This is a genomic window from Luteibacter sp. (genome assembly GCF_036500425.1).
In the GTDB taxonomy this organism is placed as follows: Bacteria; Pseudomonadota; Gammaproteobacteria; order Xanthomonadales; family Rhodanobacteraceae; genus Luteibacter.
Map to the genome: position 1 here is coordinate 18,849 of NZ_DASYCB010000038.1, position 25,269 is coordinate 44,117.

Here is a 25,269-nt window from a genome sequence, read left to right on the forward strand (position 1 = left end):
GGAGTTTGCGCATGGCAACCACCCGTAAGTCTGCCGCGAAGAAGTCCACGGCGAAGAAATCTGCTTCGAAGAAATCCGCTGTCAAGAAGGCTGCCGTCAAGAAGGGCGCTGTGAAGAAGGCAGTGGCGAAGAAAGCCGCGCCGAAGAAGGCCGCGGCACGCAAGGTCGCTCGTCCCGCCGCGAAGAAGGCGGTAAAGAAGACGGCGAAGAAGGCGGCGGTGAAGAAGGCCGCAACGAAGAAATCCCCGGCGAAGAAGGTTGCCGCGAAGCGGGCCTCAGCACCGAAGAAGGCTGCCCGCAAGGTCACGCGCCCGGTCGCGAAGAAAGCATCCGCGAAGAAGGCCGCGCCGAAAACCGCCGCCCGTAAGGCTGCGGCAAAGAAGGTCGCCGTGAGGTCGTCGCCGAAGACCGCCGCCGCGAAGACCGCCGCGAAGAAGGTCAGCGTGAAGCCGTCGCCGAAGACCGCGGCCGCCAAGACCGCTGCGAAGAAAGTCATCGTGAAGGCGTCGCCGAAGACGGCAGCTGCCAAGACCGCGGCACGCAAGGCGCCGACGAAAAAGGCCGCGCCGCCCCAGGCCACCGTGAAGAAAGCAGCGGCACCGGCCCCGGTACCGGCGAAGAAGGCAGCGCGCACCGCGCCGCGTCCGCGCCCGGCGCCGAAGCCGGCAGCACCCGCCGACGAGCCGGTCCAGCACATCACCCAGGAAGAGGCCGTCGCGCACATCCAGGCGCTGCTCGAGGCCAAGAAGGAACGCGATCGCCAGCCGCCGACATGGCCCGCGGGAGATCGCAACGGTAATCCGGGCGGCCAGGCCGGCAATGAAACCGATGCACCAAAGGTGCCCTCGGCAGAGGCCAGCTATGCCAACGCGTCGCACGAGCGTGGCGACCAGCAGAAGAACAAGGGCTGATCCGTTCTGCCTGAATGAAGGGAAAGGGTCGCTTTCGCGGCCCTTTCTTTTTTAGCGCGCGTTCAACGAAAGCGGCGCAGTGTGGGAATCACTCCCATGAGGCCCACCATGCGCCGACTTTCGCTGTCATTGCTGGCTTTGCCCGCCTGTCTCGCGCTCTCCGGGTGTTACTACGACCCGGATTACGGTTATGTGCGTAATAGCTCGGGTGGCGATGCGTACTACGGCACTGAAACCACGACGACGGTCGTATCGGGCGGCGTCGGTTATGTGGATCCGCAGCCCTATGGTTACGGCTATGGCGGTTATTACGGCTATGGTCCCGGTTGTTGTTACGGCGGTACCACCGTGATTTACCGCGATGGTTACGGTCGGCGGTACTACGGTGATCGTTATGGGCACGGGCGGCCGCCACCGCCGGGTGGCTGGCAGGGCCGTCCACCGCCGCGTCCTGGCGGCGGCGACTGGCACGGGCGTCCACCACCGCCTGGCGGTTGGGGTTCGCGCGGCGATGATCATCGCCCCCCGCAGGGGCGACCGGATCGTCCGCCAGGTGGGTGGCAAGGCGGCAACCGGCCTTCACCGCCGCAGGGCGGATGGCACGGTAACCGTTCGCAGCCGCCGTCGAACGGCAGCGGACCCCGTTCGCCCCAGGGTCCACGGGGTCGCGATCCGGACCGCGGCGCGCCACGCAACCACAACGACTGACTCGCCTACGAACGACGCGGCGTGCACTTACAGGGCGCGTTGGGCCATTCCCTGACGAGTACGACCTACGCTGGTGAACCTCTTCACCATCGCTGGGCATCGTGTCGTTTCGCGCACCTCCTTTCACGTTATGCACGTTCGCCGTCGCTGCTCTCGCCGGGTGCGCGGTCGTGCAGGCGTTCCCTTCGCTGCCGTCGTTTCCAGTGCTTTGCGCGGCGGCGTTGCTCGCGCTGGGCATGCTCGCGCTGCGCCGGTGGCCCGTGCTGCGTTTGCCGGCCATCGTCGTGCTGTTCGCATGCTGGGCGTCGTTGCATGCGGCACAGCGGATGGCTTCGCGGCTGCCCTATACGCTGGAGGGCACCGACATCGTGCTGACCGGGCGTGTCGCCGATTTGCCCCGGCGCCGGGGCGGCGACATCGCCTTTATGTTCCAGCCGATGCCGCATGCCGACGAGCCACGGCTCGGTGGCCCCTTGCGCCTCACCTGGTACCGCGCCGCGCAGGCCCCCGCGCCCTGCGAATACTGGCGACTCGTCGTGCGCTTACGCCGCCCGCACGGGGTGGTGAACCCGGGCGGCAACGATGCCGAGCGCATGGCGCTTATCAAGGGCGTTGTCGCTAACGGCTACGTGCGTAGTTCGCCTGCCAATGCCCGCCTCTCCAGCGGCCACTGTGTGGATGGCTGGCGCGATGCCATCGGCCAGCGCCTGGACCGTGAACTGGGTGGGCGCGACGCACGCGTGCTGAAGGCGCTGGCCATCGGTGATACGCGCGGCCTCGACGCGGCCGATTGGGATATCGCGCGTGCCACCGGCACCTCGCATCTCATCGCCATCTCAGGCTTCCATGTGGGCGTCGCCGCAGGTGGTGGCGTGCTGCTGGCCCGGGGTGTGTACCTCCTGCTGCCCTGGCTGGCGACACGCTTGCCGCGGCGGATTGCGCAGGCCTTGCTGGGCATGGGCGTGGCGCTCGCCTACGGGCTGCTTGCCGGCATGGGCCTGCCCACCGTGCGTACGTTGCTCATGGTGGCCGTGCTGGTCATCGCGGCGGCGGCGCGTCGCCGCGCAGGCGGGCTCGCGTTGTTGTCGCTGGCGCTCGTGGCGGTGCTGGTGGTGGATCCGCTGGCCGTCCTCTCCGCCGGATTCTGGTTGTCCTTCGCCGGGGTGGCGTTTCTCATGGCCTGCGTCGCACCGGTGAACCGGGGCTGGCGCGGTCGGCTCGCGGCGATGCTGCGAACGCAGGCGGTGATGAGTCTCGCGCTGTTGCCGATGTCGCTCTGGTTGTTCGGGAGCGCGTCGCTGGTCTCGTTCGCAGCGAATCTTGTGGCGGCACCGCTGGTGAGCTTCGCGGTCATTCCGCTGACGCTGGTGGCGTGCGTCTTCTTGCCCGTCGAAGCCGTCGCCTCACCCTTGCTGCAGGTGGCCGCATGGCTCATCGAGGGGCTTTGGCGCCTGCTGGCGCCCATGGCTGCATGGCCCGGCGCGCAGGTGACGGTACCGAACGCCGGCCTCTGGCCCACGGTTCTCGCCACCGCGGGCGCGGCCTGGGTATTCGCGCCTCGGGGCCTGCCCCTGCGTGGTTTCGCCTTGCTGTGTTTCTTGCCGCTGCTATGGCCACCCCGGGATGCGCCGGTGCACGGTGCGTTCCGTGCCTGGGTACTCGACGTGGGGCAGGGGCTGGCCGTCCTGCTACGCACGCGGACGCACACGCTGGTCTACGACACCGGCCCCGAGTTCGGCGGCGGGCATGATGCAGGCGCTGGCATCGTTCTGCCGTCCATCACCGCGCTGGGTTTAGCGCCGGTCGATACCCTGGTGCTGAGCCATGGGGATAACGACCATACGGGGGGCGCGCGCTCCGTACAGCGGCGCTATCCCGCGGCGCGTGTCATATCCGGCGAGCCGGGCAGGCTGCGCTTCACGGCGGAACCGTGTGCGGGCGTGACCTCATGGGCCTGGGATGGCGTCACCTTTCGCTTCCTCACGGTACCGCTGCCCGCGACCGGCAAGGTGAAATCCAACGAACGCTCCTGCGTGCTCGCCGTGGAAGGTGCGGGCGGGCGCCTGTTACTCACTGGCGATATCGGCACCTCCTCGGAGGCGCGGATGGCGAGCGAGGATCTGGTTTCAGCCCTGCCTACGGTCACGACCATCGCCCACCATGGCAGCCGCCATGCGTCGTCCGCGGCGTGGCTGCGCAAGGTGCGTCCGCGCATCGCCATTGCCGGTGCGGGCTGGCGCAGCCGGTTCGGTCATCCGCACCCGATGGCTGTGGACCGGCATGCGGCGGTGGGTGCCCAGGTCTACGACACCGCCCGCAGCGGTGCCGTGCGCGTCGACATGCCGGTTCGTGGCGAGCCCCATGTCGTTCGCGAGTGGCGCCGGCCCGCTGATCGCTACTGGAGGGAATAGGACGTGGGTCACAGCAGCGTCGATGTGTTGCACTGCGGTTTGACAAGATCGATTTAGAACGATTTAAATCCATGATCTACACCATTAGGGGAGCACCGCGTGACCGAACCGAAGCTTGGATGGAGCAGGGCGGCGCTTGCGCTTGCTATCGCGTCGATCGTCATGCCGGCCGGCGTACTGGCCGCGACGCCGCCGGGGTTCCACAGTTCGTTCGAAGCCGGTGAGCCCGCGCTCTCCGCCGCCGCGTTTGGCGGCCTGGATGTCCAGATCGCGGGTGGCCCGCCGAAGGATGCGGTCCTTACGGCAAAGCCCGATGTCGGCTTCACCGGAATGCATTCGCTCCATTACGCCGGCACCTCCACCGGTTCGCCGTTAACCGCGCGCCTGTTCGATACCGCGGTGGCCGTCGCTGACGACACCACGCTGTCCTGGCTGGTCTTCCCGCGCTCCAATGGGGATGACCTGAGCAACCCCGCGAATTACGTCAGTGTCGACGTGGTGTTCGACGACGGGTCGAAGCTGTCGACGAAGGGCGCGGTCGACCAGCACCGGGTTCCCGCCACGGCCAAGGGGCAGGGCATGGGCCGCGTGCTCTACCCGGACCAGTGGAACTACGTGAGCGTCGACCTTGGCAGCGTCGCCAAGGGCCGCAAGGTGAAGTCGATCGAACTGGCCGCCGATGCGCCGGCCGGCAAGGCCTTCGAAGGCTGGGTCGACGATATCCGCATCGGCGCACAGCCGGTGCTCGCGAGCAACCATCCCACGGACTACGTGGATACGCGCCGTGGTTCCAATGCGAACGCCAACTTCTCGCGCGGCAACAACTTCCCCGCCGTGGCCATGCCGCACGGTTTCAACTTCTGGACTCCGGTCACCAACGCTGGCTCCAACTGGCTATACCAGTACCAGGATCGTAATGGCGCCGATAACCGACCGCGCATCGAAGCCTTCCAGATCTCGCATGAGCCGAGCCCGTGGATGGGCGAGCGTCAGACGTTCCAGGTCATGCCGGCCCAGGCCGAAAGCGGCGCCCCCGCGCTGAAGCGCGAGACCCGCGCGCTTTCGTTCACGCACGCCGAAGAAACCGCGCACCCGGATTATTACGGCGTCCACTTCGATAACGGTATCCGCACCGAGATCACCCCGACCGATCACGCCGCGCTGTTCCGCTTCACCTTCACCGGCAAGCGCGCCCAGTTGGTGTTCGATAACCTCAACGACAAGGCGTCGGTCAGCCTCGACCCTGCCGGCCGCAGCATCCAGGGCTGGTCGGATGTGAAGAGCGGACTCTCCACCGGGGCGACGCGGCTGTTCTTCTACGCCGAGTTCGACAAGCCGGTCGCCGAGAGCGGTCGCCTTACTGGCGAGAAGCGCGACGCCGCATCCGCGTGGTTCGGCTTCGATACGTCGAAGAAGGGCGGCAAGCAGGTGACGATGCGCATCGCCACCTCGCTGATCAGTGTTGACCAGGCCAAGGCTAACCTGGGCCAGGAAGTCGCCACCGGCGATACCTTCGACAGCGTGCGCGAGCGTGCCCGCAGGGCATGGGATGACCGCCTGGGCCGCTTCCAGGTCGAAGGGGCGAGCCGCGACGAACGCACCATCCTTTATTCGAACCTTTACCGCCTGTTCCTGTACCCGAACCAGGCTTACGAGAACACCGGCACGAAGGATGCGCCGAAGTGGCAGTACGCCAGCCCGTTCTCCGCGGCGGCCGGTGCAAACACCGATACCCACACCGGTGCGCGCATCGTCGATGGCAAGCCGTACGTTAATAATGGTCTGTGGGATACCTACCGCACCGCGTGGCCGGCCTATGTGCTGTTCACCCCGACCGAAGCCGGCCAGATGATCGATGGCTTCGTCCAGCAGTACCGTGATGGCGGCTGGATCGCCCGCTGGACCTCGCCGGGTTACGCTGACCTCATGGTTGGCACCAGTTCGGATGTCGCTTTCGCCGACGCCTGGCTGAAGGGTGTGCGCAACTTCGACGTCGCCAATTTCTACCTGTCGGCGATCCGCAATGCATCCACCGTCAGCACCGATGTGAAGGGCGCGGGCCGCAAGGGGATCGAGCGCTCGATCTTCAATGGCTACACCGACGACAAGGTGAGCGAGGGCCTGTCGTGGTCGACCGCCGGCTACATCAATGATTTCGGCATCGCCAACCTGGCCGACGCCCTGTCGAAGGACAGCGCGAACGGTGGCGGGTACAAGAACTACGCCGACGATGCCCAGTGGTACCGCGGTCGCGCCGTGGGCTACGCCAACCTGTTCAGCCCGGAAGTGAGCTTCTTCGTCGCCCGTGACCCGGCCGGCAAGTGGCGCTGGACGGCGAAGGACTTCAGCCCGATCCGCTGGGGTGGCGACTACACCGAGACCAACGCCTGGAACATGGCGTTCGACGCGCCGCAGGATGGCGCCGGCCTGGCGGGCCTGTACGGTGGTCGCGAGCAGTTGGGAGTGAAGCTGGATCAGTTCTTCAGCACCCCGGGCAAGTTCGATGTCGGCGATTACGGCGATGTGATCCACGAGATGCTCGAGGCCCGCGACGTCCGCATGGGCCAGTACGGCCATTCGAACCAGCCGTCGCACCACATCATCTGGATGTACGACGAGGCCGGCCAGCCGTGGAAGACCCAGGACAAGCTGCGCGATGCCATGTCGCGGCTCTACGTAGGTAGTGAGATCGGCCAGGGTTATCCGGGCGATGAAGACAACGGCGAGATGTCGGCGTGGTGGGTCTTCGGTGCCGCCGGCTTCTACCCGCTGCGTATGGGCACTCCGGAATACGTGATCGGCGCGCCGTACTTCCCGCACATGAGCATCAAGCTCGAGAACGGCGCCACGCTCGACATCCGTGCACCGGGCGTCAGCGATACCAACCGTTACGTGCAGTCGCTGAAGGTGAACGGCCAGCCGTGGACCAAGCTCACCCTGCCGCACGACCTGCTGGCGAGGGGCGCGACGCTCGAGTTCACCATGGGCCCGGCTCCGTCGAACTGGGGCACCGGTGCCGATGCGCTGCCGGGTTCGATCACGCCGGAAGGTGCCAAGCCAGCCCCGTTCCACGATGTGCTACAGGCGGCCGATCTCACGCTCGATGGCAAGAAGTCCGCGTCACTCGCCCCGGCGGTCGATAACGACTCCTCGACGGAACTGGCGCTGCCGTCCGGCAAGGCGGTGATCGTCGATCGCCTGACCAAGCCGGCCACGGTGGCGATGTACACGATCAGCTCCGGCGCCACGGCCGCCGCGCCGACGGGCTGGAAGCTGGAAGGCTCCGCGGATGGCAAGCACTGGCAGGTCCTCGACCAGCGCCAGGGCGAAATCTTCCCGTGGCACCGCCAGACCCGTGCGTTCGCCATCGCCACGCCAGCCAGCTACGCGCACTACCGTCTCACCCTCGATGGCACCGGTCCCACCGCCGTGGCCGAACTCGAGCTGCTAGCCAAATAACCGCCACCCCCTGTAGGAGCGCGCTTGCGCGCGATGGGAGCTTGCCGCAAGCCCTATCGCGCGCAAGCGCGCTCCTACAGGGGCCCGGCCGTCCCTTACGTTCAGCCAGTGTGAAGGCCTACTCAGTCCCCCAGCCGGGCCCTGCTATCATGCGGGCCTGACTGATAAGTACCCTTGGGGTTCACGTGCTCGAGATCCTTCTTGCCGGCGGTTGGGCGCTCCTGCCCATCCTCATCTGCTCGTTTGTCGCCCTCGCGATCGTGCTCGAGCGCTTCTGGGCGCTGCGCCGCGCGGCCGTGCTGCCGCCGGGGCTGGGTGCGGAGGTCCGCGAATGGGCCCGTTCATCGAAGCTGGATGCCTCGCACCTCGCCGCCCTCGAAAAAGGTTCGCCTTTGGGTGAGCTGTTCGCTGGCGCGCTGGCCGTGCGCGATCGCCCGCGCGACATCATCAAGGAACGCATCGAGGACACTGGCCGCCATGTGGTCCACCGCATGGAGCGTTACCTCAACACGCTGGGCACGGTCGCCCTGATCGGCCCGCTGCTCGGCCTGCTCGGCACGGTCATCGGCCTCATCCGCATGTTCATGAATGTCATGGCCGGCGGCATCGGCGATCCGACCAAGATGGCCGGCGGTATCGGCGAAGCACTGATCTGCACCGCGTTCGGCCTGATCGTCTCGATTCCAGCGTATGTGTTGCATCGCTACTTCCGCTCCAAGGTGAGCGGCTACGTGGTCCAGATGGAGAAGGAAGCGACCGCGCTGCTCGACGATCTCTCGGCGCGTGCACCGGCGCCGCGTCGTCGCGCCACCGATGCCCAAGCCTCGGCGCAGGTTGGCTGATCCATGCGTATTGGTGCCCGTCGTGAGGACGATTTCGAGATCAACGTGATCTCGCTGATCGACGTCCTGCTTACCCTGCTTATGTTCTTTGTGCTCAGCACCACGTTTGTCGAGCATTCGCGGCTGAAGGTGAACCTGCCGAAGTCGGATGCAGAAGCGCGCGATTCCACCGACAACGCGCTCACCGTGGTCGTCGATCGCGATGGCCATTACTCCGTCGGCAGCGATGAAGTGCTGGGCGAGGGCATCGAGCCGCTCAAGAGCGCCATCGAGCGCGTGGGTGGCGACAACCACGATCGCCTCGTGGTCATTCGTGCCGATGCCATGACCCCGCACCAGAACGTGGTACGCGCCATGGATGCGCTGGGCCAGGTGGGCTTCACCCGCCTTTCGATCGCCACGACTCCCACTGAGAGGGCGGGCGCCCAGTGAGCGCCCAGCCCAAGAAAGTCTCGGTCTGGGATGCCCGGACCTGGGCGACCTATAAGCGGTTGCTGGGTTACACGAAGCGATTCCGCACGGCGGGTTACATCGCCATCATCGGCATGATCGTCGACCCGATCTGCCTGTCGGTGTTCACCGGCCTGCTGAAGCCGATGATCGACAACCTGTTTGTCGAGAAGAACGCCGAAACGATCTTCTGGATGCCGATCTGGATCATCTGCATCTTCCTCGTGCGCGGCGTGGCGTCGTACGTCACCGATTACGGCATTGCATACGTCGGCCGCAACGTGGTCCAGGCCATGCGCATTGACGTGTTCGCGGCGTACCTGCGCCTGCCGTCGGCGTTCTTCGCCCGCGAGCCGTCCGGGCAGCAGATTTCGCGCATTACGTATACGAGCGAGCAGGTTGCGGCTGCTTCGGCGGATTCGCTGAAGGTCGCGATCACCGAGGGCTTCACCGTCATCGGCATGCTCGGCGTCATGCTGTTCTACAGCCCCTACCTGACGCTGGCGCTGCTGGTACTGGTGCCTTGCGTGGTCGCGCTGGTCACGGTCATCAGCCGCCGCTACCGCAAGATCAGCAAGCGCATCCAGGGCAACATGGGCACGGTGACCAGCGCGGTGGAAGAAGCCGTCGCGGCCAACCGCGAGGTGCGCATCTATGGCGGGCAGGGCCGCGAGGCCGAGCGCTTCGCCGAGATAGCCGAACGCCAGCGTCGCCTCAACCTAAAGGTTTCCGCCACCAGCGCGGCCTCGGGCGCGACCATCCAGACGGTTGGCGCGATCGCCCTGTCCGTGCTGGTGTTCCTGGCCACGCGCCCGGATGTGCTCTACACGATCTCGCCCGGTATTTTCACATCGGTGCTCACTGCCATGGGCGCGATGATGCCCTCGCTGAAGCGCCTGGCCGGTATCCAGGCCAGCCTGCAGAAGGGCGTGACCGCGGCTGAAGATCTGTTCGCGACCATGGACCAGCCGGCCGAAGTCGATACCGGCACCGAAGTGCTTGAACGCACCCGCGGTGATATCCGTTTCGACGATATCCACCTGGTTTACGAGCGTAACGACCATGTCGCGCTGCGCGGCGTCACCCTGGCCTGCGCGCCGGGCACCGTCACCGCGCTGGTCGGCCGTTCCGGCAGCGGCAAGTCCAGCCTGGTGAGCTTGCTGCCGCGCTTCTACGAGCCGACGAAGGGCCGCATCCTCGTCGATGGCCGCGATTACACCCAGTACACGCTGCCATCGCTGCGCAAGCAGATCGCGTGGGTGGGGCAGCATGTCGTGCTGTTTGACGACACCGTGGCCGCGAACATCGCCTATGGTGAAATGGCTAATGCTTCCGAGGCGGACATCATCGCGGCCGCAAAAGCGGCGAACGCCATGGAGTTCATCGAGCGCATGCCAGAAGGGCTGAGCACCCGCATCGGCCAGGGTGGCAACTCACTGTCCGGCGGCCAGCGCCAGCGCATCGCGATCGCGCGTGCCATCCTCAAGAACGCCCCCATCCTCGTGCTGGATGAAGCCACCAGTGCGCTGGATACCGAGTCGGAGCGCCTGATCCAGGATGCGCTGACCCGGCTCATGCGCGACCGCACCACGCTGGTCATCGCCCACCGCCTGTCGACGATCGAACACGCCGACCAGATCGCCGTGATGGAGCAGGGCAGGGTCGTGGAGCTTGGCACCCATCGTGAGCTGCTCGACCAGGGCGGCCAGTACGCTGCCCTGCATCGCATGCAGTTTCACGAGCAGGCTACGGCGGGTTAAGCGTGGCGCTGGGGGCGTCGTTACAGCGAAAATGGTACGGGGTGGGGCATCCACCCTGGTGGACGCGCCCGCTGGAAGCCCTGTACACGCGCGTCGTCAATCGGCGCGCCGCGTCGTTCCGCAGTGACCCCTCGCAGGTCGTTCGCCTGTCGGTTCCGGTCGTCGTTGTCGGCAACATCACCATTGGCGGCACCGGCAAGACACCCCTCATCGTCGCCCTCGCGCAGGCCATGGCCGAACGCGGCTTCCGCCCGGGCGTGGTCAGCCGCGGCTACGGTGGCAGCGAGCGCGGGCCTTATTTGTTGCAGGAAGGCGATGACCCGGCGAAGGTAGGTGATGAGCCGTCGTTGATCCGGCAGAGTGGCGTGCCGGTGGCGATTGGCCGGGAGCGGCCTGAAGCCGCGCAAGTGCTGATCGATGCGGGGTGCGACCTCGTGCTCGCGGACGATGGCCTTCAGCATCACCGCCTTGGCCGTGATGTGGAGATCTGCGTGCTCGATGGCGAGCGTCGCCTCGGCAACGGTCATCTTCTTCCGGCGGGCCCGCTACGCGAGCCTGCCGCACGGCTGGCGACCGTCGACTTCATCGTCGTCAATGGCGGTACGCCGCATGCGAATGAGATCGCCATGCATCTCGAAGGCGGTGTGGCAGTCAACATGGACGATCCGACGCTAATCGCGCCGCTGTCCGATTTCGCCGGCCGTCCGGCGCATGCGGTGGCGGGCATTGGCAATCCCTCGCGCTTTTTCGCGAGCCTCGCCGCTCACGGTATCGCCGTGGATGGTCATCCGTTCGCCGACCATCACGCCTTCACCCGCGATGACTTCACCTTCGCCGATGGCTGCCCGGTGTTGATGACCGACAAGGATGCGGTGAAGTGCCGGGAGTTCGCGCGGGCCAACTGGTGGCGCGTGCCGGTGCGCGCGGTGGTGCCGGATGCGTTCTGGGATGCGGTAGCCGTCAAAGTGCGCGCCGTCCGATAGCCAGGCAGTCCCCACGACGAGGCGTCGGATGGCTGGCGGAAATGTGCCTGGGTTTGCCTCTTGCGCCGTTGGGTGGTGTTATGGTGCCGGGAGCACGGCGGGGGCCGTGCAGGGGAACCAGGGAGAAACGGATGCTCAGCGGCTATTACGTGCGGCTCGCCTTGACGAGCATGCGGCACAAACCAGTGCTTGTTGCCATGATGATTCTCGCGCTCGCCCTGGGCGTCGCGATGAGTATGTCGGCGTACACGATCCTGCACACCATGGCGCGGGATCCGATTCCCGGGAAGTCCTCGCAGCTCTACGCCGTGCAGATCGATAATGGCGGCCCGCGCAGCCGGAAGCCGGGTGAGGATGAGCCGCCGGTGCAGATGACCTGGCGCGATGCGTCAGCCTTGCTCGCCATGCATCACGCGCCGCGCGAGGCGGCGATGGTGCAGGTCGGCTTCAGCATGAAAGCCAGCGACGCTGCCGGGAAAGGTGAGCATGTGACCGGCCGCGCAACGTCCGCGCCGTTCTTTGCCATGTTCGATGTCCCGCTGCGTTTTGGTCGCGGCTGGACGGAAGCGGAGGAGGGGGATCGCGCGCGGGTCGCCGTGATTTCTGCTTCGCTTAATGATCGTGTCTTCAACGGCGAGGACAGCGTGGGCCGCACGCTGATTCTTAATGGCGATGCGTGGCGCATCGTGGGTGTCGCCGGGGCATGGGATCCCCGTCCGCGTTTCTTCGATGTCGAAGGCGGCCAGGCGTTCGACGAAGGGGAGGATGTCTACATTCCGCTGAAAACCGCGGTGAGCCTGGAGATGTCTACGGCGGGTTACGAGTTCTGTGACGCAGGCCCGCGTGGACAGACCTACGCAGACCTGCTCGCGTCGGAGTGCGTGTGGTTGCAGTACTGGGCCGAGCTGCCGACGGCAGCTGCGGCGAGCACCTACGCGGATGGCCTCGCCGCGTATGCCGAAAATCAGCGCGCCGCCGGGCGTTTTGGCTGGCCGGCTAATGTTCGCCTGCGCAACGTGCAGGACTGGCTCGTCGCACGCAAGATCGTCAGTGACGATGCGCGGCTCTCGACAATGGTTGCGTTTGCTTTCCTGGTCATCTGCATTGTCTGCGCTCTCGCGCTGATGCTTGCTCGTTCACTGGAGCGATCGGGGGAATACAGTCTTCGTCGTGCACTTGGTGCGACACGCCGCACGGTGTTCCTGCAGGCTGCCACGGAGGCAGGGCTGATCGGCACCAGTGCCGGCGTGCTTGGCATCGCGTTCACCCTTGGCGCGCTGGCGGCGATGCGCAGCCTGTTCCCTGGCGACCTTGCCCGAATCGCATGGATCGATGGGCCGCTACTTGCCGGCACGGTGGCGTTGGCCGCGGCTTCTGCCGTTATCGCAGGCATCTATCCTGCGTGGCTCGCGATGCGTACCGCGCCGGGCCTGCAGTTGAAGGGAGGCCTGTGATGCTTAACGATATCGGTCCCATTCTTGCCGCCCTGAAGCGTAGCCGACTTGGTGCGGGGCTACTGATCCTTCAGATCGCGCTCACCCTGGCGGTTGTCGGCAATATCCTCTTCATCATTGGCGTACGTACGGCGCATCTCAGCCAGTCGACCGGTGTCGACGAGCGAGACATGTTCGCCATCGGCTACCGTCTCGATCATCCCGAAGGTGCGCGTGGCCAGCGTGAGACCGACCTGGCCGCGCTGCGCGCATCCCCGGCGATAGCCGATGCGGTTGCCACCAACAGCTACCCGCTGCGCGGCAGCGCCTGGACCGAAGGCGTTAGCCTGCGAGCGGGCGCCACGGATATCCAGTCGCAGAATGGCAACGTGGATGTTTATGCATTCGACGAGCGGGGCGTCAGCGGCCTTGGGTTGAGGTTGGTTGAGGGGCGGGATTTCCAGCGCGATGACGTCACCGATGGCAGCTTCAACCGTGCACCACTGCCACCGGTCGTCCTCGTGACGCGTTCGCTGGCCGAACGGCTCTTTCCGGGGCATTCGGCGCTAGGCCAGACCGTGTACCTCACGCCTGAACCGAACCACCCTTTGCGGATCGTCGGCGTTATTGAGCGCCTGCAAACCGGGAACGCCGCCGGGACGACCGACCTATCTGCCGCGGAAGACTCCGTTGTCGTCCCTATGGTCGACCACGGACCGCATGGGCTCTACCTGGTTCGGGCACGCGCGGGCCAGATCGGTGCCGCCATGGCCGCCGCGAGCGAGGTGCTGCGTAAGGCGAATGGGCAACGCATGTTCGGCAAGCTGCGGCCACTGAGCGAGGTGCGCTCAGCAGCGTACGAGCGTGATCGGGCGATGGCGATCAGCCTCGGCGTTATCTGCACCATTCTCGTGTTCGTCACCGCGCTCGGCATCGTCGGCTTGACAGGCTTCTGGGTAGAGCGGCGCAAGCGTCAGATCGGTATTCGCCGGGCGCTCGGTGCGACGCGCGTCGCGGTCGTCCGTTACTTCCTTGTCGAGAACGCGATGCTATGTGGGGCGGGCGTCGTTATCGGCGCCATCGCCGCGTGGGGACTCAACGCGTGGTTCGGCGATCACTACGGCGTGCCACCGATCCCGGCCTGGATGCTAGCGGCCAGCGCCGTTGGCATCCTGGCCCTCGGCCAGCTCTCCGCGTCGTTTCCCTCGACACGTGCGGCGCGCGTCGATCCGGCGAAAGCTATTCGGGCTTGCTGACGGCCTGGCGTCATTGCTTCGTCGGTGATCGCGCGCAAGCGCGCTCCTACACCAGACCTGCGCACCCCGGCCCGACATCCCCCTGTAGGAGCGCGCTTGCGCGCGATGGCAAAGGCGCAGCCGAGCCCCGCCGCGAGCCGCGCCGAAATCCAGCACAAAAAAGGCCGGGACAAGCCCGGCCTTTCAGATCAGCGACAGAGAGCGGGATTACTGCACCCGCTGCACATTCCCCTGATCATCGATCACCACGGTATCGCCTTCGCGGATACCCGATGCGTCCTTGACCGTCACGTTGGTATACCGGCCATTACCCATCTTGATCTGCAGGGTGTAGTTCTCGCCGCCGCCGCCCTTGCCGATGGCGTTGCCGGCGAAACCACCACCGACGGCGCCGCCGACGGTGGCGAGGGTCTTGCCCTTGCCCTTGCCGACCTGGTTGCCGAGTACGCCACCGGCGATCGCGCCGATCACGGCGCCCGCGGTTCCGTGGTCACGGCCCTGGGTCACGTTGGTATCGATTCGCTGCACGACGCCGCACTGGTCGCAGCGCACGTAGATGCCATCGCTGCGGGTCAGGGTGACGGCGGCTGCCGGCGTGGCGACCGCCGCGGCGAGCAGGGCGGCCATGGGGATACCGAGGATGGTCTTGATATTCATGTGGATCTCCTTTCTTGTCGCGTGGCCGGGCAGGTGGGGTGACCGCGCGTGCGCACAGTCTTAAACAATCAATCTGAACAGATGTAGATCGGCATCCGCTTTTCACTACGTAATGGCGATACTAGGTGGATGACTACCGCTATCGTCTGGTTCCGGCGCGACCTACGTCTTGCAGATAATCCCGCCCTTGTCGCTGCGGCCGAGGCGCACGGGCGGGTGATTCCGCTTTATATACACGCTCCGGATGAGGAGGGGGAGTGGGCGCCAGGGGCGGCTAGCCGGTGGTGGTTGCACCATTCGCTGGAGGCGTTGGATAGGGGACTTGGCAGGCATAAGGGTGGGTTGCAGGTGGTGGTCGCGCGCAAGCGCGCTCCTACAGCGGCGTCGAAGGGTGGCAGCCTGGAGGTTTTGCGGCAGGTCATCAAGGAGACCGGGGCAACGGCGATCTACTTCAACCTGCTTTACGACCCGGCTATACGGAAGCGGGACGCTGGGGTTCGCAAGGGGCTGGAGGCGGACGGGATCGATGTTGCGTCCTTCAACGCGAACCTGTGGTGCGACCCTTGGGAGATCGCTACCCAGCAGGACGAGCCGTACCGGGTATTTACCCCGTTCTGGCGCAACCTGCGTACCCGCATCGATGCTCAGGCGGCGCTTGATGAGCCGACCCCGTTGCACCTGGACGCCCTAAAGAAGGCCGACACGATCGACGGCCTCGGCCTGCTTCCCGAACTCGATTGGGCGAAGGGTTTCCACGAATGGACGCCCGGCGAAGAGGGCGCACAAGAGATGCTCAGCCTGTTCGCCGACGACGCCGTGGGCCATTACAGCGAAGGCCGCGACCTCCCGGCGCGGCATGGCACCTCGCGCCTTTCCCCGCACCTGCACTTCGGCGAGATATCGCCGCGCCAGGTGGCCGAGCGGCTGCGTGGCCACTTCGCACGGAAGAAGAACGCTCCCGACCTGGAGCCTTATCTACGCCAGCTCGGTTGGCGCGAATTCGGCCACCATCTGCTTTGGCACTTCCCGCACACGCCGAAGAAAAACTTCAACACGAAGTTCGACACGTTCCGCTGGGAAAAGCGCGACGCCCACGCCCTGAAACGCTGGAAGCAGGGCAAGACCGGCATCCCCATCGTCGATGCCGGGATGCGCGAGCTCTGGGCGACCGGCTGGATGCACAACCGCGTGCGCATGCTGGTCGCCAGCCTGCTCACCAAGAACCTCCGCCAGCACTGGTTGCTCGGCGAAAAATGGTTCTGGGACACCCTGGTCGACGCCGACCTCGCCAATAACGCCATGGGCTGGCAGTGGGTGGCCGGCAGTGGCGCGGATGCCGCACCGTACTTCCGGATCTTTAATCCGGTCACTCAGTCGGAGAAATTCGACCCGCAGGGCGCCTATATCCGCCGCTGGGTGCCCGAACTGCGCGATGCGCCAGGGCGGCTGGTGCATGCGCCGTGGGAAGACGAGGCCTTCCTGAAGGCGTCGGGCTACCCAAAGCCCATCGTCGATCTGAAAAGCAGCCGCGAAGATGCGCTGACGGCTTATCAGAAGTCGAAGACTTAGGACTGATCCTTCATCACCTCGGGTAAACGATGAACTGGTCGAGCTTGCCGTCAGGCGTAAAATAAGTGGCGGCACCGACGGTCTTGTCAGCACCCTTGATCTTGAAGAACCGATAGAACAGTCCGCCTCGCCGGTCGGTGCGCGTCTGCGTCACGTTCACCGATGAGCCTAACGACTTGAGCGACGAGGCAAAGTCAGCCACCACCTGATCGCTGAAATAGGTGTTCAGCGCATCCGTCATGACGCTGCGATCCGGGCGGCCTTCCTGCAACTGCGCGAACAGGGTTCGCACCGTGCTCAGTGCAGCGGGTGCCGCCGGGTCGGCCGCCTGGGCGAAAAGAAGGGCTTCGATGTCCGAGGTGAGCTTGTCACTCGTACCCGCGGTCCCATTGGTGAGGACAACAATGGCGATGTCATCATCCGGGAAAAGGGTGTTCTGGGTGCGGAATCCCGATGCCTCACCGCCATGGTCCCAGCGCAAATGACCTTCATCGGTGGTACGCACGAACAAGCCCAGGCCGTAATGGGTGCCCGTGCCATTCGATAGCAGGGTCTCCCTGGAGAGCTCCTTCCGGGACGCGCTGGTAAGGAGTCCATCATGCATCAGCCCGATGTCCCAGCGGGCCAGGTCGCTGGCCGTCATGGCGAGGTTTCCCGCCGCCCATATCCAGTATTTCCCTTCAGGATGCGCGGGCCGCGGCGGGCCCAGCGCGGCGACCTCGTACCCTTGCGGATCGCGCGAGTCCCAGGCCGTCGTGCTGGTATCGATGACCGACGTCATGGCGAGTTTGCCGGTCATACGCGTTCGCATGAAATCGTCGAGTGACATGCCACTGGCGATTTCGATGATGCGGCCAGCAATCGCGTAGCCGGTATTGCTGTATTCCCAGCGCGTGCCGGGCTCAAAGCTGAGGGGGCGCTTCCCCCAGTCCGAAAGAATGGCGTTCACCGTGGTCGGCTTCGCCATGTACGGCGCCAGGTAGTCGAGCGGGTAGTAATCGACATACCCGGCGGTGTGCGAAAGCAACTGCCTTATCGTGATGTCGTTAGCCCGAGTAAGATCCGGAAGGTAACGCGCGACCTTGTCGTCAAGCGATACTTTGCCATCCTGCACCAGCAGGAGCATCGCGGCGGCCACGAACTGTTTTGTATTCGAGCCGATCTTGTAGCGCATCTCCGTGGTCGCTGGCGTCCCGGTATCGAGGCGCGCGATGCCATAGGCCTTGGTATAAGCGATCTTGCCGTCCTTCACGATCGCCAGGGACACGCTCGGCACGGACGTGTCCTCAAGTGCCTTGTTAACCACGGCGTCAATGGCTCGCACCGTGTCCGGCGCGAGCTGTGCGGCGGCGCAAACCGGAAGGCATGCGGCAAGCCCAAGGAGGTATCCGAAGATCGTGGTTCTCGTGCGCACGGCGTGGTTCCAGAACGGGCGGCTCGGTGCCGCGAGGTCATGATGGTGTGTTATTCGATCCACACACCCGTGCCGGAAGCCATGAATCCGCGATCAGGTTTTCTTGAGTAGCACGGAAAGAATGGGCGGGGTCACCATCGCCGTCAGCAACGACATCGCCACGATCACGGCATAGATCGTCTCGTCGAACACGCCCGCGGCAAGGCCCAGGCTGGCGATGACCACGCCGACTTCACCGCGCGGGACCATGCCGAAGCCGACGATCGTGGCGCCACGCTTGCCCAGCTTCAGCGCACCCAGGAAACCACCGGCCAGCTTGGAGAAAATCGCGATCACGGTGACCACGAGCAGGGCGAGCAGGGCTTCCGACGAAGCAAGCGCGCTGAGGTTCACCTTGGCGCCGGTGACGACGAAGAAGAACGGGGTGAGGAAGGCGAGCAGGGGAGCGGTCTGTTCCTCGAGCTGGTGCCGCTGGCTCGTCTCCGACGCGATCATGCCGGCCAGGAAGGCGCCGATGATCGCGGCCAGGTGGAAGCGCATGGAGAGGTAGGCCAGGCCCAGGCACAGGGCCAGCACGATGGTCAGCACGGACATCGGGTTGGAAGGTTTCTCCAGCCAGCCTGAACCACGCCGCATGACTCGGGTACCACCCCAGCCGATCACGGCGACGAATCCGACCGCGCCGACCAACGTGCCGACCAGGCTGCCGACATCCACGTTGCCGCCGCCCTGCAACGACGAAACGACGCCGAGCAAGAGCATGGCGAGAATGTCATCGATGACCGCCGCGCCCAGGATGATCCGCGACTCCTGCCGCTGCAGGACGCCCAGTTCCTGCAGCACACGCGCGGTGATGCCGGCCGAGGTCGCGACGAAGGCCGCGGCCACGAACATCGAGCGGATCCAATCGAAACCCGACCCATGCGCCCACAGCGCACCGAGCCCGAACGGGATAAACACCCCGAGGATGCCGACGAGGAAGGCGCTCGCCCCGACCTTCTTCAGGTCGTCGAGTCGTGTTTCCAGTCCGACTGAGAAAAGGAGCAGGATGACGCCGATTTCGGCGAGCACATCGAGCGGTGTACCGGCCGCGATATCAGGCAGCGCAACCCAGCCGAGCGCGCTCGGGCCGATGACGCAGCCGGCGGCGATTTCACCCACGACAGCCGGTAATTTAAGGCGTTGCGCGATCTCGCCGCCGATCTGCGCGGCGACAAAGATGATGAAAAGGGTCAGCAGGATGCCTGCGGAGTCGTGCATGGTGATCGGTCCTGATCAAACGCCGCCGGTAGCCGCGGCTTCCCGAGGGTAGCCGCTATCCGGCCGCCGTGGCGACCCTGGGTTCACGCGTATCGCGCAGGCGGCTGAATACCCAGCTCGCGGCCAGGGTGATCAGGCCCAGCACGATCACCGACCAGCGGAAGGCCCACACGTAGGGGTGTCGGTCGGACGAGCCGAGGAAGCCGGCCATCAACAGGGTTGCGAGGGCGATACCGAAGCTCATCGACAGATATTGCGCGGTCGAGGCCATGGAGGAGGCCATCGAAGCCTGCTTCACGTCTACATCCACATACACCAGCGTATTCATCGAGGTGTACTGCACGGACATCACCATGCCGTACGCATAAACGAACAAGGCGATGATCCAGGTCGGCGTATCGGTATCCAGCAGCGCGAACGCGCACAGCACGGCGCTGACCAGGATCGTGTTGCCGAGCAACAGGCGGCGGTAGCCGAACTGAGCGAGCAGGCGGTGGATGAACGGCTTCACCGTGATCGAGCCCAGCGCCTGCGGCACCATCATCAAGCCGGCCACCAGCGGCGACCACCCGCAGCCGATCTGCAGGAACAGCACCAGCAGCAGGTACATGCCGGACACGCCGAGCCGGGTAAACAGGTTGCCGGCCAGCGCGACCCACACGCTGCGCACCTTCAGCAGGGAGAGATCGCTCACCGGGAACGGCGTGCGCCGGCTATGCCGTACATACAACGCCCCCAGCAGCACGGCACCGGCGCCCGAAGCCGCGATCCACAGCGGCCGGCCGTGGCCGCCGACCGTCTCCGCGACGAGCAGGCATAGCGCCGAGGTGCCCGCGAACAGCACGAAACCGAGCATGTCGAAGCGATTGGCGCGGTCCAGCCGGTAATCCGGCATCTCGCGCGTATTCAGCCACAGGCCGACCAGGCTCACCGGCACGTTGATCAGGAAGATCAGCCGCCAGTGGGTGTACTCGACGATGGCGCCACCGAGCAGCGGCCCGAACACCGAGCCGAGCAGGCCGAAGGTGGCTACCGTGCTCATCGAGCTCACGAATTCGCGGCGGTCGATGCTGCGCACCAGCACATACCGGCCTACCGGCATCAACGCCGCGCCGCCCAGGCCTTGTACCACGCGCGCCGCGACCAGTTGCGGCAGCGATTGCGCAATACCGCACAACAGCGAGCCCAGCGCGAAGACCAGGATCGCACCCGCATAGACCTTGCGTGTACCAAAGCGATCGCAAAGCCACGGGCTCATGGGGATGAAAATCGCCAGGGTCAGCACATAGCTGGTCAGCGCGGTGCGCATGCTCAGCGGGGTGACCTCCAGCGCGTTCGCGATCGACGGCACGGCCGTGTTCACGATGGTGGAATCCAGCGCCTGCATGAAGAAGCCGGCGGCCACCAGCCAGATCAGGCCGCGGTAGCGCGCCTTGCTGGAGGGCTCGGCCGGAGCCAGGGCGGGTTTGTCAGAGGGTAGGGCGTGGACGTCGGGGGTGTGGGGATTTTCGATGACGTCGTCGGCAGGCATGGCCAAGCCATTATAACGGAATGGAGATATTGCTTTTGACGCCTCTTCGGCCGAACCTTTAAGGTCGCGTTGGCCACGCGCCTTCATCACGGATCCTGCACATGCCCCACGCCAACACCCCCGTCGACGCCGCCGCGCGTGCCGCCGAGCTTCGCCAGCGCATCGAGGATGCGAACTACAAGTACCACGTGTTGGACGATCCGGACCTCGCCGACGCCGATTACGACACGTTCGTGCGCGAACTCGAGGGGCTGGAAGCGCAGTACCCGGACCTGGCCACCGATGACTCGCCCACCCGTCGCGTCGGCGCGCGGGCCCACGGCGGCTTCGCCGAGGTCACCCACGCGGTGCCGATGCTCTCGCTGGGCAATGCCTTCGAGACCGAAGGCGAGTCGGACCGGGAGAAATACCGCGAAGTAGCCGACTTCGAACGCCGCATCGAGCAGACCCTGGGTCGTAGCAAGCCGGTATTCTCGGTGGAGCCGAAGCTCGACGGCCTAGCGATCAGCCTGCGTTACGAAAACGGCGTGTTCGTGCAGGGCGCGACGCGCGGCGATGGCGCCGTCGGTGAAGACGTCACGGCCAACTTGCGCACGGTGAAGGCGATCCCGCTACGCCTGCGCGGCGAAGGCTGGCCGCGCGTGCTGGAAGTGCGTGGCGAAGTGATCATGCCGCGCGCCGGCTTCGAAGCCTTCAATGAGCGTGCGCGCCACCGTGGCGAGAAGCCGCTGGCCAACCCGCGCAACGGGGCCGCCGGCTCACTGCGCCAGCTCGATCCGGCGATTACCGCGAAGCGGCCGTTGGCCTTTTTCGCTTACGCCGTGGGCCGCGTCGAAGACGGCGAGCTGCCGGAGACGCATTCGGCCACGCTGCAGCAGCTGCGCGCCTGGGGCTTTCCCGTGTCGCCCGAGGTGTCGACCGCGTCGGGCTTCGACGGCCTGATCGCCTATTTCCGCAAGATCGGTGGCAAACGCGACAGCCTGCCGTACGACATCGACGGCGTCGTCTACAAGCTCGATGACTACGCAGGCCAGCAGGAAATGGGCTTTGTCTCGCGCGCGCCACGCTGGGCGATCGCGCACAAATACCCCGCGCAGGAGCAGATGACGACGGTGGAGGCGATCGAGATCCAGATCGGCCGCACCGGCGCCGCGACGCCCGTGGCGCGCTTGACCCCGGTCTCGGTCGGCGGCGTTACCGTGACCAACGCCACCCTGCACAATGCCGATCAGGTTGCCCGTCTCGATGTCCGCGTGGGCGATAGCGTGATCGTGCGCCGCGCGGGCGATGTCATTCCGGAAGTCGCCCGCGTGGTCGAAGACCACCGCCCGGAGGGCACGGTGCCCTGGCATATGCCGTCGCACTGCCCGGTGTGCAACTCCGAAATCATTCGCGAAGAAGGCGCCGCGGCGTATCGCTGCTCGGGCGGCCTGATCTGCGCCGCGCAACGCAAGGAAGCGCTGATCCACTTCGCGTCACGTCGTGCCATGGATATCGATGGCCTGGGCGATCGCTTCGTCGATGCGCTGGTCGAGTTCGACATGGTGAAGACGCCGGCCGACCTGTATGGCCTCACCGTGGAGAGCTTCATCGACATGAAGCGCCGCGCGGACGAGCGTGATGGCTCGACGCCCGAGACGGTGAAGCAGGGCAAGGTCGCCACCAAGTGGGCCGAGAACCTGGTCGACTCGATCGAGGCCAGCAAGCACTCCACGCTGCCGCGCTTTCTGTTCGGCCTCGGCATCATGCATATCGGCGAGAGCACCGCGAAGACCCTGGCGCTGTGGCTGGGTTCGCTCGCGGTAGTCCGGCGCACGCCCGCACCGGTGTTGCGCGTGCTGCCGGATATCGGCGATGAGGTCGCCACGTCCATCGCCACGTTCTTCGAGCAGGCAGGTAACGAGAAGGTCGTCGATGCACTGCTCGCCGCGGGCATCACCTTCGCGGATGAAGGTGCGCCATCGCCGAAGCTGCGCGACCGCCTGGGCCTGGACGTCCTGCTCGATTCGGCCAAGGTGCCGAAGCTCGGCCCGAAAAGCACGGCACTGCTCGGCAAGCAGTACGCCTCGCTGGAGGCGCTGGTGAAGGCCAGCGAGCACCAGTGGATCGTGGCTGGCGTGCCGCAGGCTGCGGCATCGAACCTCACCGCCTACCTCGCCGATCCGAAGCAGGCAGCCGAACTGGCGCGCAGCGACTGGGCGATGCGTGCGCTGCTGGAAGCCCTGCCGGCGCAGGCCGCCGCAGCGTTGCCGCTTGAAGGCCATACCTATGTCATCACCGGCGCCATGGAAACGCTGAAGCGCGACGATGCGACGGAGCGCCTCGAATCGCTGGGCGCGAAGGTGGCTGGGTCGGTGTCGAAGAAAACGACGGGCGTGTTCGCGGGCGAAGCCGCGGGCTCGAAGCTGGACAAGGCCAACGAGCTGGGTGTTCCGGTGCATACGGAAGCGGATCTCATCGCGCTGCTCGAACAGCACGGGGTCGCGCCGTGAGCCAGGATCTGAAGCACCTGCGTCTGCGCGCCGCCACGTACGCGCGCATCCGCGATTTCTTTGCCGAGCGCGGCGTACTTGAGGTGGAAACACCGATGCTCTCGGCGGCAGGCAACACGGATCCGAATATCCAGAGTTTCCACACGCGCTTCACCGGCCATGTCGATGCAGGTGCCGCACAGCGCTGGATGCGAACCTCGCCCGAGTTCCCGTTGAAACGCCTGCTGGCTGCTGGCCTGGGCGATTGCTATGAACTGGGCCGGGTCTTCCGCGATGGCGAGGCCGGCGGCCGGCACAACCCGGAATTCACCATGCTTGAGTGGTACCGGGTGGGTTGGGATGATGCGCGCCTCGCCCGCGAAGTGATCGACCTGCTCGAGAAGCTGATGCTTCAGGCGGGGCGTACGTTCGATATCGTGGAGACGACCTACCGCGGCCTGTTCCATGATGCGGTCGGCGTGGATGCCCTGAGTGATTCCATTGAGGTGTTGCAAGCGGCGATGGGCGATGTGCACATCAACGGCGAAGGTCTCACGCGTGATGACTGGCTCGACCTGCTGATGACCCACCGGATCCAGCCTACCTTCACCCGTGACCGGATCACCGTGGTCTCGGATTTCCCGGCCTCGCAGTGTGCGTTGGCGCGAATCCGCAAGGTCGAGCCGCCGGTCGCCGAGCGCTTCGAGGTATATGTCGGGCCGTACGAGGTGGCCAACGGCTACCACGAACTCAACGACGCGCAGGAGCAACGTTCCCGGTTCGAGCGTGATAACGCCGTGCGCCGCGAACGTGGGCAGCATGAGGTGCCGATGGATGAAAACCTGCTGGCCGTGCTCGGCAACCTGCCCGACTGCGCAGGCGTGGCGCTGGGCGTGGAGCGCTTGCTGATGGTGCTGGCCGATACCGATCGTATCGCCGATGTGCTTGCTTTTCCGTTTGACGAGGCATGAGGGGAAGCATGCTGAAGGCTATCCACCACGTCGCGATCATCTGCTCGGATTACCCGCGGTCGAAGGCGTTCTACACCGAGGTGCTCGGTCTGAAGGTGATCCACGAGGTGTACCGCGAGGCGCGCGATTCGTGGAAGCTCGACCTGGAAGTAAGTCCGGGTGTGCAGATCGAGCTGTTCTCATTTCCCGCACCACCACCACGGGTGTCACGCCCGGAAGCGCAGGGGTTACGGCACATCGCGTTCGCGGTCGCCGACATCGATGAAGCGGTAGCACGCGTGATATCCCACGGCGTGGCCTGCGAGCCGATCCGCATCGACGAATACACCGGCAAGCGCTACACCTTCTTCGCCGACCCCGACGACCAACCCATCGAACTCTACGAAACCTGACACCGCTCCGGTATTTTGTAGGAGCGCGCTTGCGCGCGATTCGAGGTCGTGGCAAGCACCGATCGCGCGCAAGCGCGCTCCTACAGGGCGGGGCTTTAGAACTCGAGTTCCTGGGCGGCGCAGAGGTAATCGACCATCGGGGCCAGGCGCTTGAAGTTATCGACCACGAACGGCAGCAATTCGGCCGAACACGCCATCGCCTCGTCGAAATCCTGCCCGGCGGCGAAGTTTTTCCGCTTCAGGTCTTCAATCAGCTCGTGGTTCGCATCGAACCCGCGCGGCGGCCGGGTCAGGCTTTCGCCCCACCATGCATAGCGTTCCTGGAACGCCTTGGTATGCGTCGCGCGCTTCCACGAATCCGGGTTATCGGCGAGGAAATCGCGCAGCTTCTTCAGCACCGGCGATTCCGGATGCCACATGCCACCGCCGACGAAGCATTCGCCCGGCTGGATGTGCAGGTAAAAACCCGGCGCCTGGATCTCATGCCGGCGCTCGTGGAAGAAGCGTGAGCCCTGCCAGTTCTTGTACGGCTGCTTGTCGTTGGCGAAGCGCGTATCGCGGTGGATGCGGTACAGCGAGCCGCCGACCTTGCGCGGGTCCGCCCGGAAATGCGGGCTGATCTTCGCCAGCGGCGCCTGCATGTCGGTGATCAGCGCGGTGAACGGCTCGCGCACGTGGCGCTCGTAGTCCTCCTTGTGCGCCTGGAACCATTCGCGGCTGTTATTACGGGCCAGCGCCTTGAAGAACCTGAAGGTGGCGGGCGTGAAATAGGCGGTATGCGGCATAAGGGA

The 25,269-nt window shown here is 65.4% G+C and carries 19 protein-coding genes; 14 read left to right on the forward strand and 5 right to left on the reverse strand.

Translation table 11 applies throughout. The annotated features are described in order from the left end of the window. Window positions 1–11 precede the first annotated feature (11 nt). The 10 genes from VGN46_RS09470 (at window position 12) to VGN46_RS09515 (ending at window position 14,213) form a co-directional block, all read left to right on the forward strand. Complete coding sequence (locus tag VGN46_RS09470; RefSeq protein ID WP_331643062.1) at window positions 12–911, forward strand: hypothetical protein; 900 nt, start codon at window positions 12–14, stop codon at window positions 909–911. A gap of 108 nt (window positions 912–1,019) precedes the next feature. Beyond that, entirely contained in the window at window positions 1,020–1,619 is a 600-nt protein-coding gene (locus VGN46_RS09475) for a hypothetical protein (protein ID WP_331643064.1), read from the forward strand. A gap of 170 nt (window positions 1,620–1,789) precedes the next feature. After that, window positions 1,790–4,030: a DNA internalization-related competence protein ComEC/Rec2 gene (locus tag VGN46_RS09480; protein WP_331643067.1), complete on the forward strand. Its 2,241-nt coding sequence runs from the start codon at window positions 1,790–1,792 to the stop codon at window positions 4,028–4,030. 162 nt (window positions 4,031–4,192) lie between these two features. Further along, complete coding sequence (locus VGN46_RS09485; RefSeq protein WP_331643133.1) at window positions 4,193–7,489, forward strand: GH92 family glycosyl hydrolase; 3,297 nt, start codon at window positions 4,193–4,195, stop codon at window positions 7,487–7,489. A 185-nt stretch (window positions 7,490–7,674) separates the two neighbouring features. Next, window positions 7,675–8,331, forward strand: a complete 657-nt coding sequence (locus VGN46_RS09490) for a MotA/TolQ/ExbB proton channel family protein (RefSeq protein ID WP_331643069.1) — start codon at window positions 7,675–7,677, stop codon at window positions 8,329–8,331. A 3-nt stretch (window positions 8,332–8,334) separates the two neighbouring features. After that, entirely contained in the window at window positions 8,335–8,763 is a 429-nt protein-coding gene (locus tag VGN46_RS09495; RefSeq protein WP_331643072.1) for a biopolymer transporter ExbD, read from the forward strand. Then, window positions 8,760–10,541 carry a lipid A export permease/ATP-binding protein MsbA gene (msbA, locus tag VGN46_RS09500; protein WP_331643074.1) on the forward strand — a complete coding sequence of 594 codons (1,782 nt, stop codon included), beginning with the start codon at window positions 8,760–8,762 and terminating at the stop codon, window positions 10,539–10,541. Before VGN46_RS09495 ends, msbA begins: the two co-directional genes overlap by 4 nt. Window positions 10,542–10,543: 2 nt before the next feature. Continuing rightward, window positions 10,544–11,524, forward strand: coding sequence for a tetraacyldisaccharide 4'-kinase (gene lpxK, locus VGN46_RS09505; protein ID WP_414675243.1), 981 nt, complete (start codon window positions 10,544–10,546; stop codon window positions 11,522–11,524). A gap of 197 nt (window positions 11,525–11,721) precedes the next feature. Then, window positions 11,722–12,978: an ABC transporter permease gene (locus VGN46_RS09510; protein WP_331643078.1), complete on the forward strand. Its 1,257-nt coding sequence runs from the start codon at window positions 11,722–11,724 to the stop codon at window positions 12,976–12,978. Continuing rightward, window positions 12,978–14,213 carry an ABC transporter permease gene (locus tag VGN46_RS09515; protein WP_331643080.1) on the forward strand — a complete coding sequence of 412 codons (1,236 nt, stop codon included), beginning with the start codon at window positions 12,978–12,980 and terminating at the stop codon, window positions 14,211–14,213. Before VGN46_RS09510 ends, VGN46_RS09515 begins: the two co-directional genes overlap by 1 nt. Before the next feature lie 207 nt (window positions 14,214–14,420). Here VGN46_RS09515 and VGN46_RS09520 read toward each other — a convergent pair whose 3' ends face one another. Then, on the reverse strand, window positions 14,421–14,870 hold the full coding sequence (locus VGN46_RS09520; RefSeq protein ID WP_331643082.1) for a glycine zipper 2TM domain-containing protein: 450 nt from the start codon (window positions 14,868–14,870) through the stop codon (window positions 14,421–14,423). Between the two features lie 129 nt (window positions 14,871–14,999). On the opposite strand from VGN46_RS09520, the gene VGN46_RS09525 reads away from it, so the two are divergent. Beyond that, entirely contained in the window at window positions 15,000–16,439 is a 1,440-nt protein-coding gene (locus VGN46_RS09525; RefSeq protein WP_331643084.1) for a deoxyribodipyrimidine photo-lyase, read from the forward strand. Between the two features lie 13 nt (window positions 16,440–16,452). On the opposite strand, the gene VGN46_RS09530 is transcribed toward VGN46_RS09525, so the two are convergent. The 3 genes from VGN46_RS09530 to VGN46_RS09540 all read right to left on the reverse strand — a co-directional run bounded on the left by VGN46_RS09530 (window position 16,453) and on the right by VGN46_RS09540 (window position 20,644). Continuing rightward, window positions 16,453–17,853, reverse strand: a complete 1,401-nt coding sequence (locus VGN46_RS09530; protein WP_331643086.1) for a serine hydrolase domain-containing protein — start codon at window positions 17,851–17,853, stop codon at window positions 16,453–16,455. A 93-nt stretch (window positions 17,854–17,946) separates the two neighbouring features. Next, window positions 17,947–19,113 carry a cation:proton antiporter gene (locus VGN46_RS09535; protein WP_331643088.1) on the reverse strand — a complete coding sequence of 389 codons (1,167 nt, stop codon included), beginning with the start codon at window positions 19,111–19,113 and terminating at the stop codon, window positions 17,947–17,949. A gap of 55 nt (window positions 19,114–19,168) precedes the next feature. Continuing rightward, complete coding sequence (locus VGN46_RS09540; RefSeq protein WP_331643090.1) at window positions 19,169–20,644, reverse strand: MFS transporter; 1,476 nt, start codon at window positions 20,642–20,644, stop codon at window positions 19,169–19,171. A 101-nt stretch (window positions 20,645–20,745) separates the two neighbouring features. Between VGN46_RS09540 and ligA the strand changes: the two genes are divergently transcribed. The 3 genes from ligA to VGN46_RS09555 are packed head-to-tail and all read left to right on the forward strand — an operon-like array spanning window position 20,746 to window position 24,478. Continuing rightward, the gene (gene ligA / locus VGN46_RS09545; protein WP_331643092.1) at window positions 20,746–23,136 is read left to right on the forward strand and encodes an NAD-dependent DNA ligase LigA; all 2,391 of its coding nucleotides are present in this window, start codon (window positions 20,746–20,748) and stop codon (window positions 23,134–23,136) included. Next, a complete protein-coding gene (gene epmA, locus VGN46_RS09550) occupies window positions 23,133–24,086 on the forward strand; it encodes an EF-P lysine aminoacylase EpmA (protein ID WP_331643094.1) in 954 nt (317 codons plus the stop codon). The genes ligA and epmA overlap by 4 nt, the downstream gene beginning before the upstream one ends. 8 nt (window positions 24,087–24,094) lie before the next feature. After that, the gene (locus VGN46_RS09555) at window positions 24,095–24,478 is read left to right on the forward strand and encodes a VOC family protein (RefSeq protein WP_331643096.1); all 384 of its coding nucleotides are present in this window, start codon (window positions 24,095–24,097) and stop codon (window positions 24,476–24,478) included. Window positions 24,479–24,573: 95 nt separating this feature from the next. On the opposite strand, the gene VGN46_RS09560 is transcribed toward VGN46_RS09555, so the two are convergent. Next, complete coding sequence (locus VGN46_RS09560; RefSeq protein ID WP_331643098.1) at window positions 24,574–25,263, reverse strand: DUF2461 domain-containing protein; 690 nt, start codon at window positions 25,261–25,263, stop codon at window positions 24,574–24,576. Window positions 25,264–25,269 lie beyond the last annotated feature (6 nt).

Excerpts from the sequence above, each read along its gene's own strand:
- VGN46_RS09470 (WP_331643062.1), top strand. The coding sequence starts at position 12 with ATGGCAACCACCCGTAAGTCTGCCGCGAAGAAGTCCACGGCGAAGAAA.
- VGN46_RS09475 (WP_331643064.1), top strand. The coding sequence starts at position 1,020 with ATGCGCCGACTTTCGCTGTCATTGCTGGCTTTGCCCGCCTGTCTCGCG.
- VGN46_RS09485 (WP_331643133.1), top strand. The coding sequence starts at position 4,193 with ATGCCGGCCGGCGTACTGGCCGCGACGCCGCCGGGGTTCCACAGTTCG.
- VGN46_RS09495 (WP_331643072.1), top strand. The coding sequence starts at position 8,335 with ATGCGTATTGGTGCCCGTCGTGAGGACGATTTCGAGATCAACGTGATC.
- VGN46_RS09510 (WP_331643078.1), top strand. The coding sequence starts at position 11,722 with ATGATGATTCTCGCGCTCGCCCTGGGCGTCGCGATGAGTATGTCGGCG.
- VGN46_RS09515 (WP_331643080.1), top strand. The coding sequence starts at position 12,978 with ATGCTTAACGATATCGGTCCCATTCTTGCCGCCCTGAAGCGTAGCCGA.
- VGN46_RS09520 (WP_331643082.1), bottom strand. The coding sequence starts at position 14,870 with ATGAATATCAAGACCATCCTCGGTATCCCCATGGCCGCCCTGCTCGCC.
- VGN46_RS09525 (WP_331643084.1), top strand. The coding sequence starts at position 15,000 with ATGACTACCGCTATCGTCTGGTTCCGGCGCGACCTACGTCTTGCAGAT.
- VGN46_RS09535 (WP_331643088.1), bottom strand. The coding sequence starts at position 19,113 with ATGCACGACTCCGCAGGCATCCTGCTGACCCTTTTCATCATCTTTGTC.
- VGN46_RS09540 (WP_331643090.1), bottom strand. The coding sequence starts at position 20,644 with ATGCCTGCCGACGACGTCATCGAAAATCCCCACACCCCCGACGTCCAC.
- ligA (WP_331643092.1), top strand. The coding sequence starts at position 20,746 with ATGCCCCACGCCAACACCCCCGTCGACGCCGCCGCGCGTGCCGCCGAG.
- VGN46_RS09555 (WP_331643096.1), top strand. The coding sequence starts at position 24,095 with ATGCTGAAGGCTATCCACCACGTCGCGATCATCTGCTCGGATTACCCG.
- VGN46_RS09560 (WP_331643098.1), bottom strand. The coding sequence starts at position 25,263 with ATGCCGCATACCGCCTATTTCACGCCCGCCACCTTCAGGTTCTTCAAG.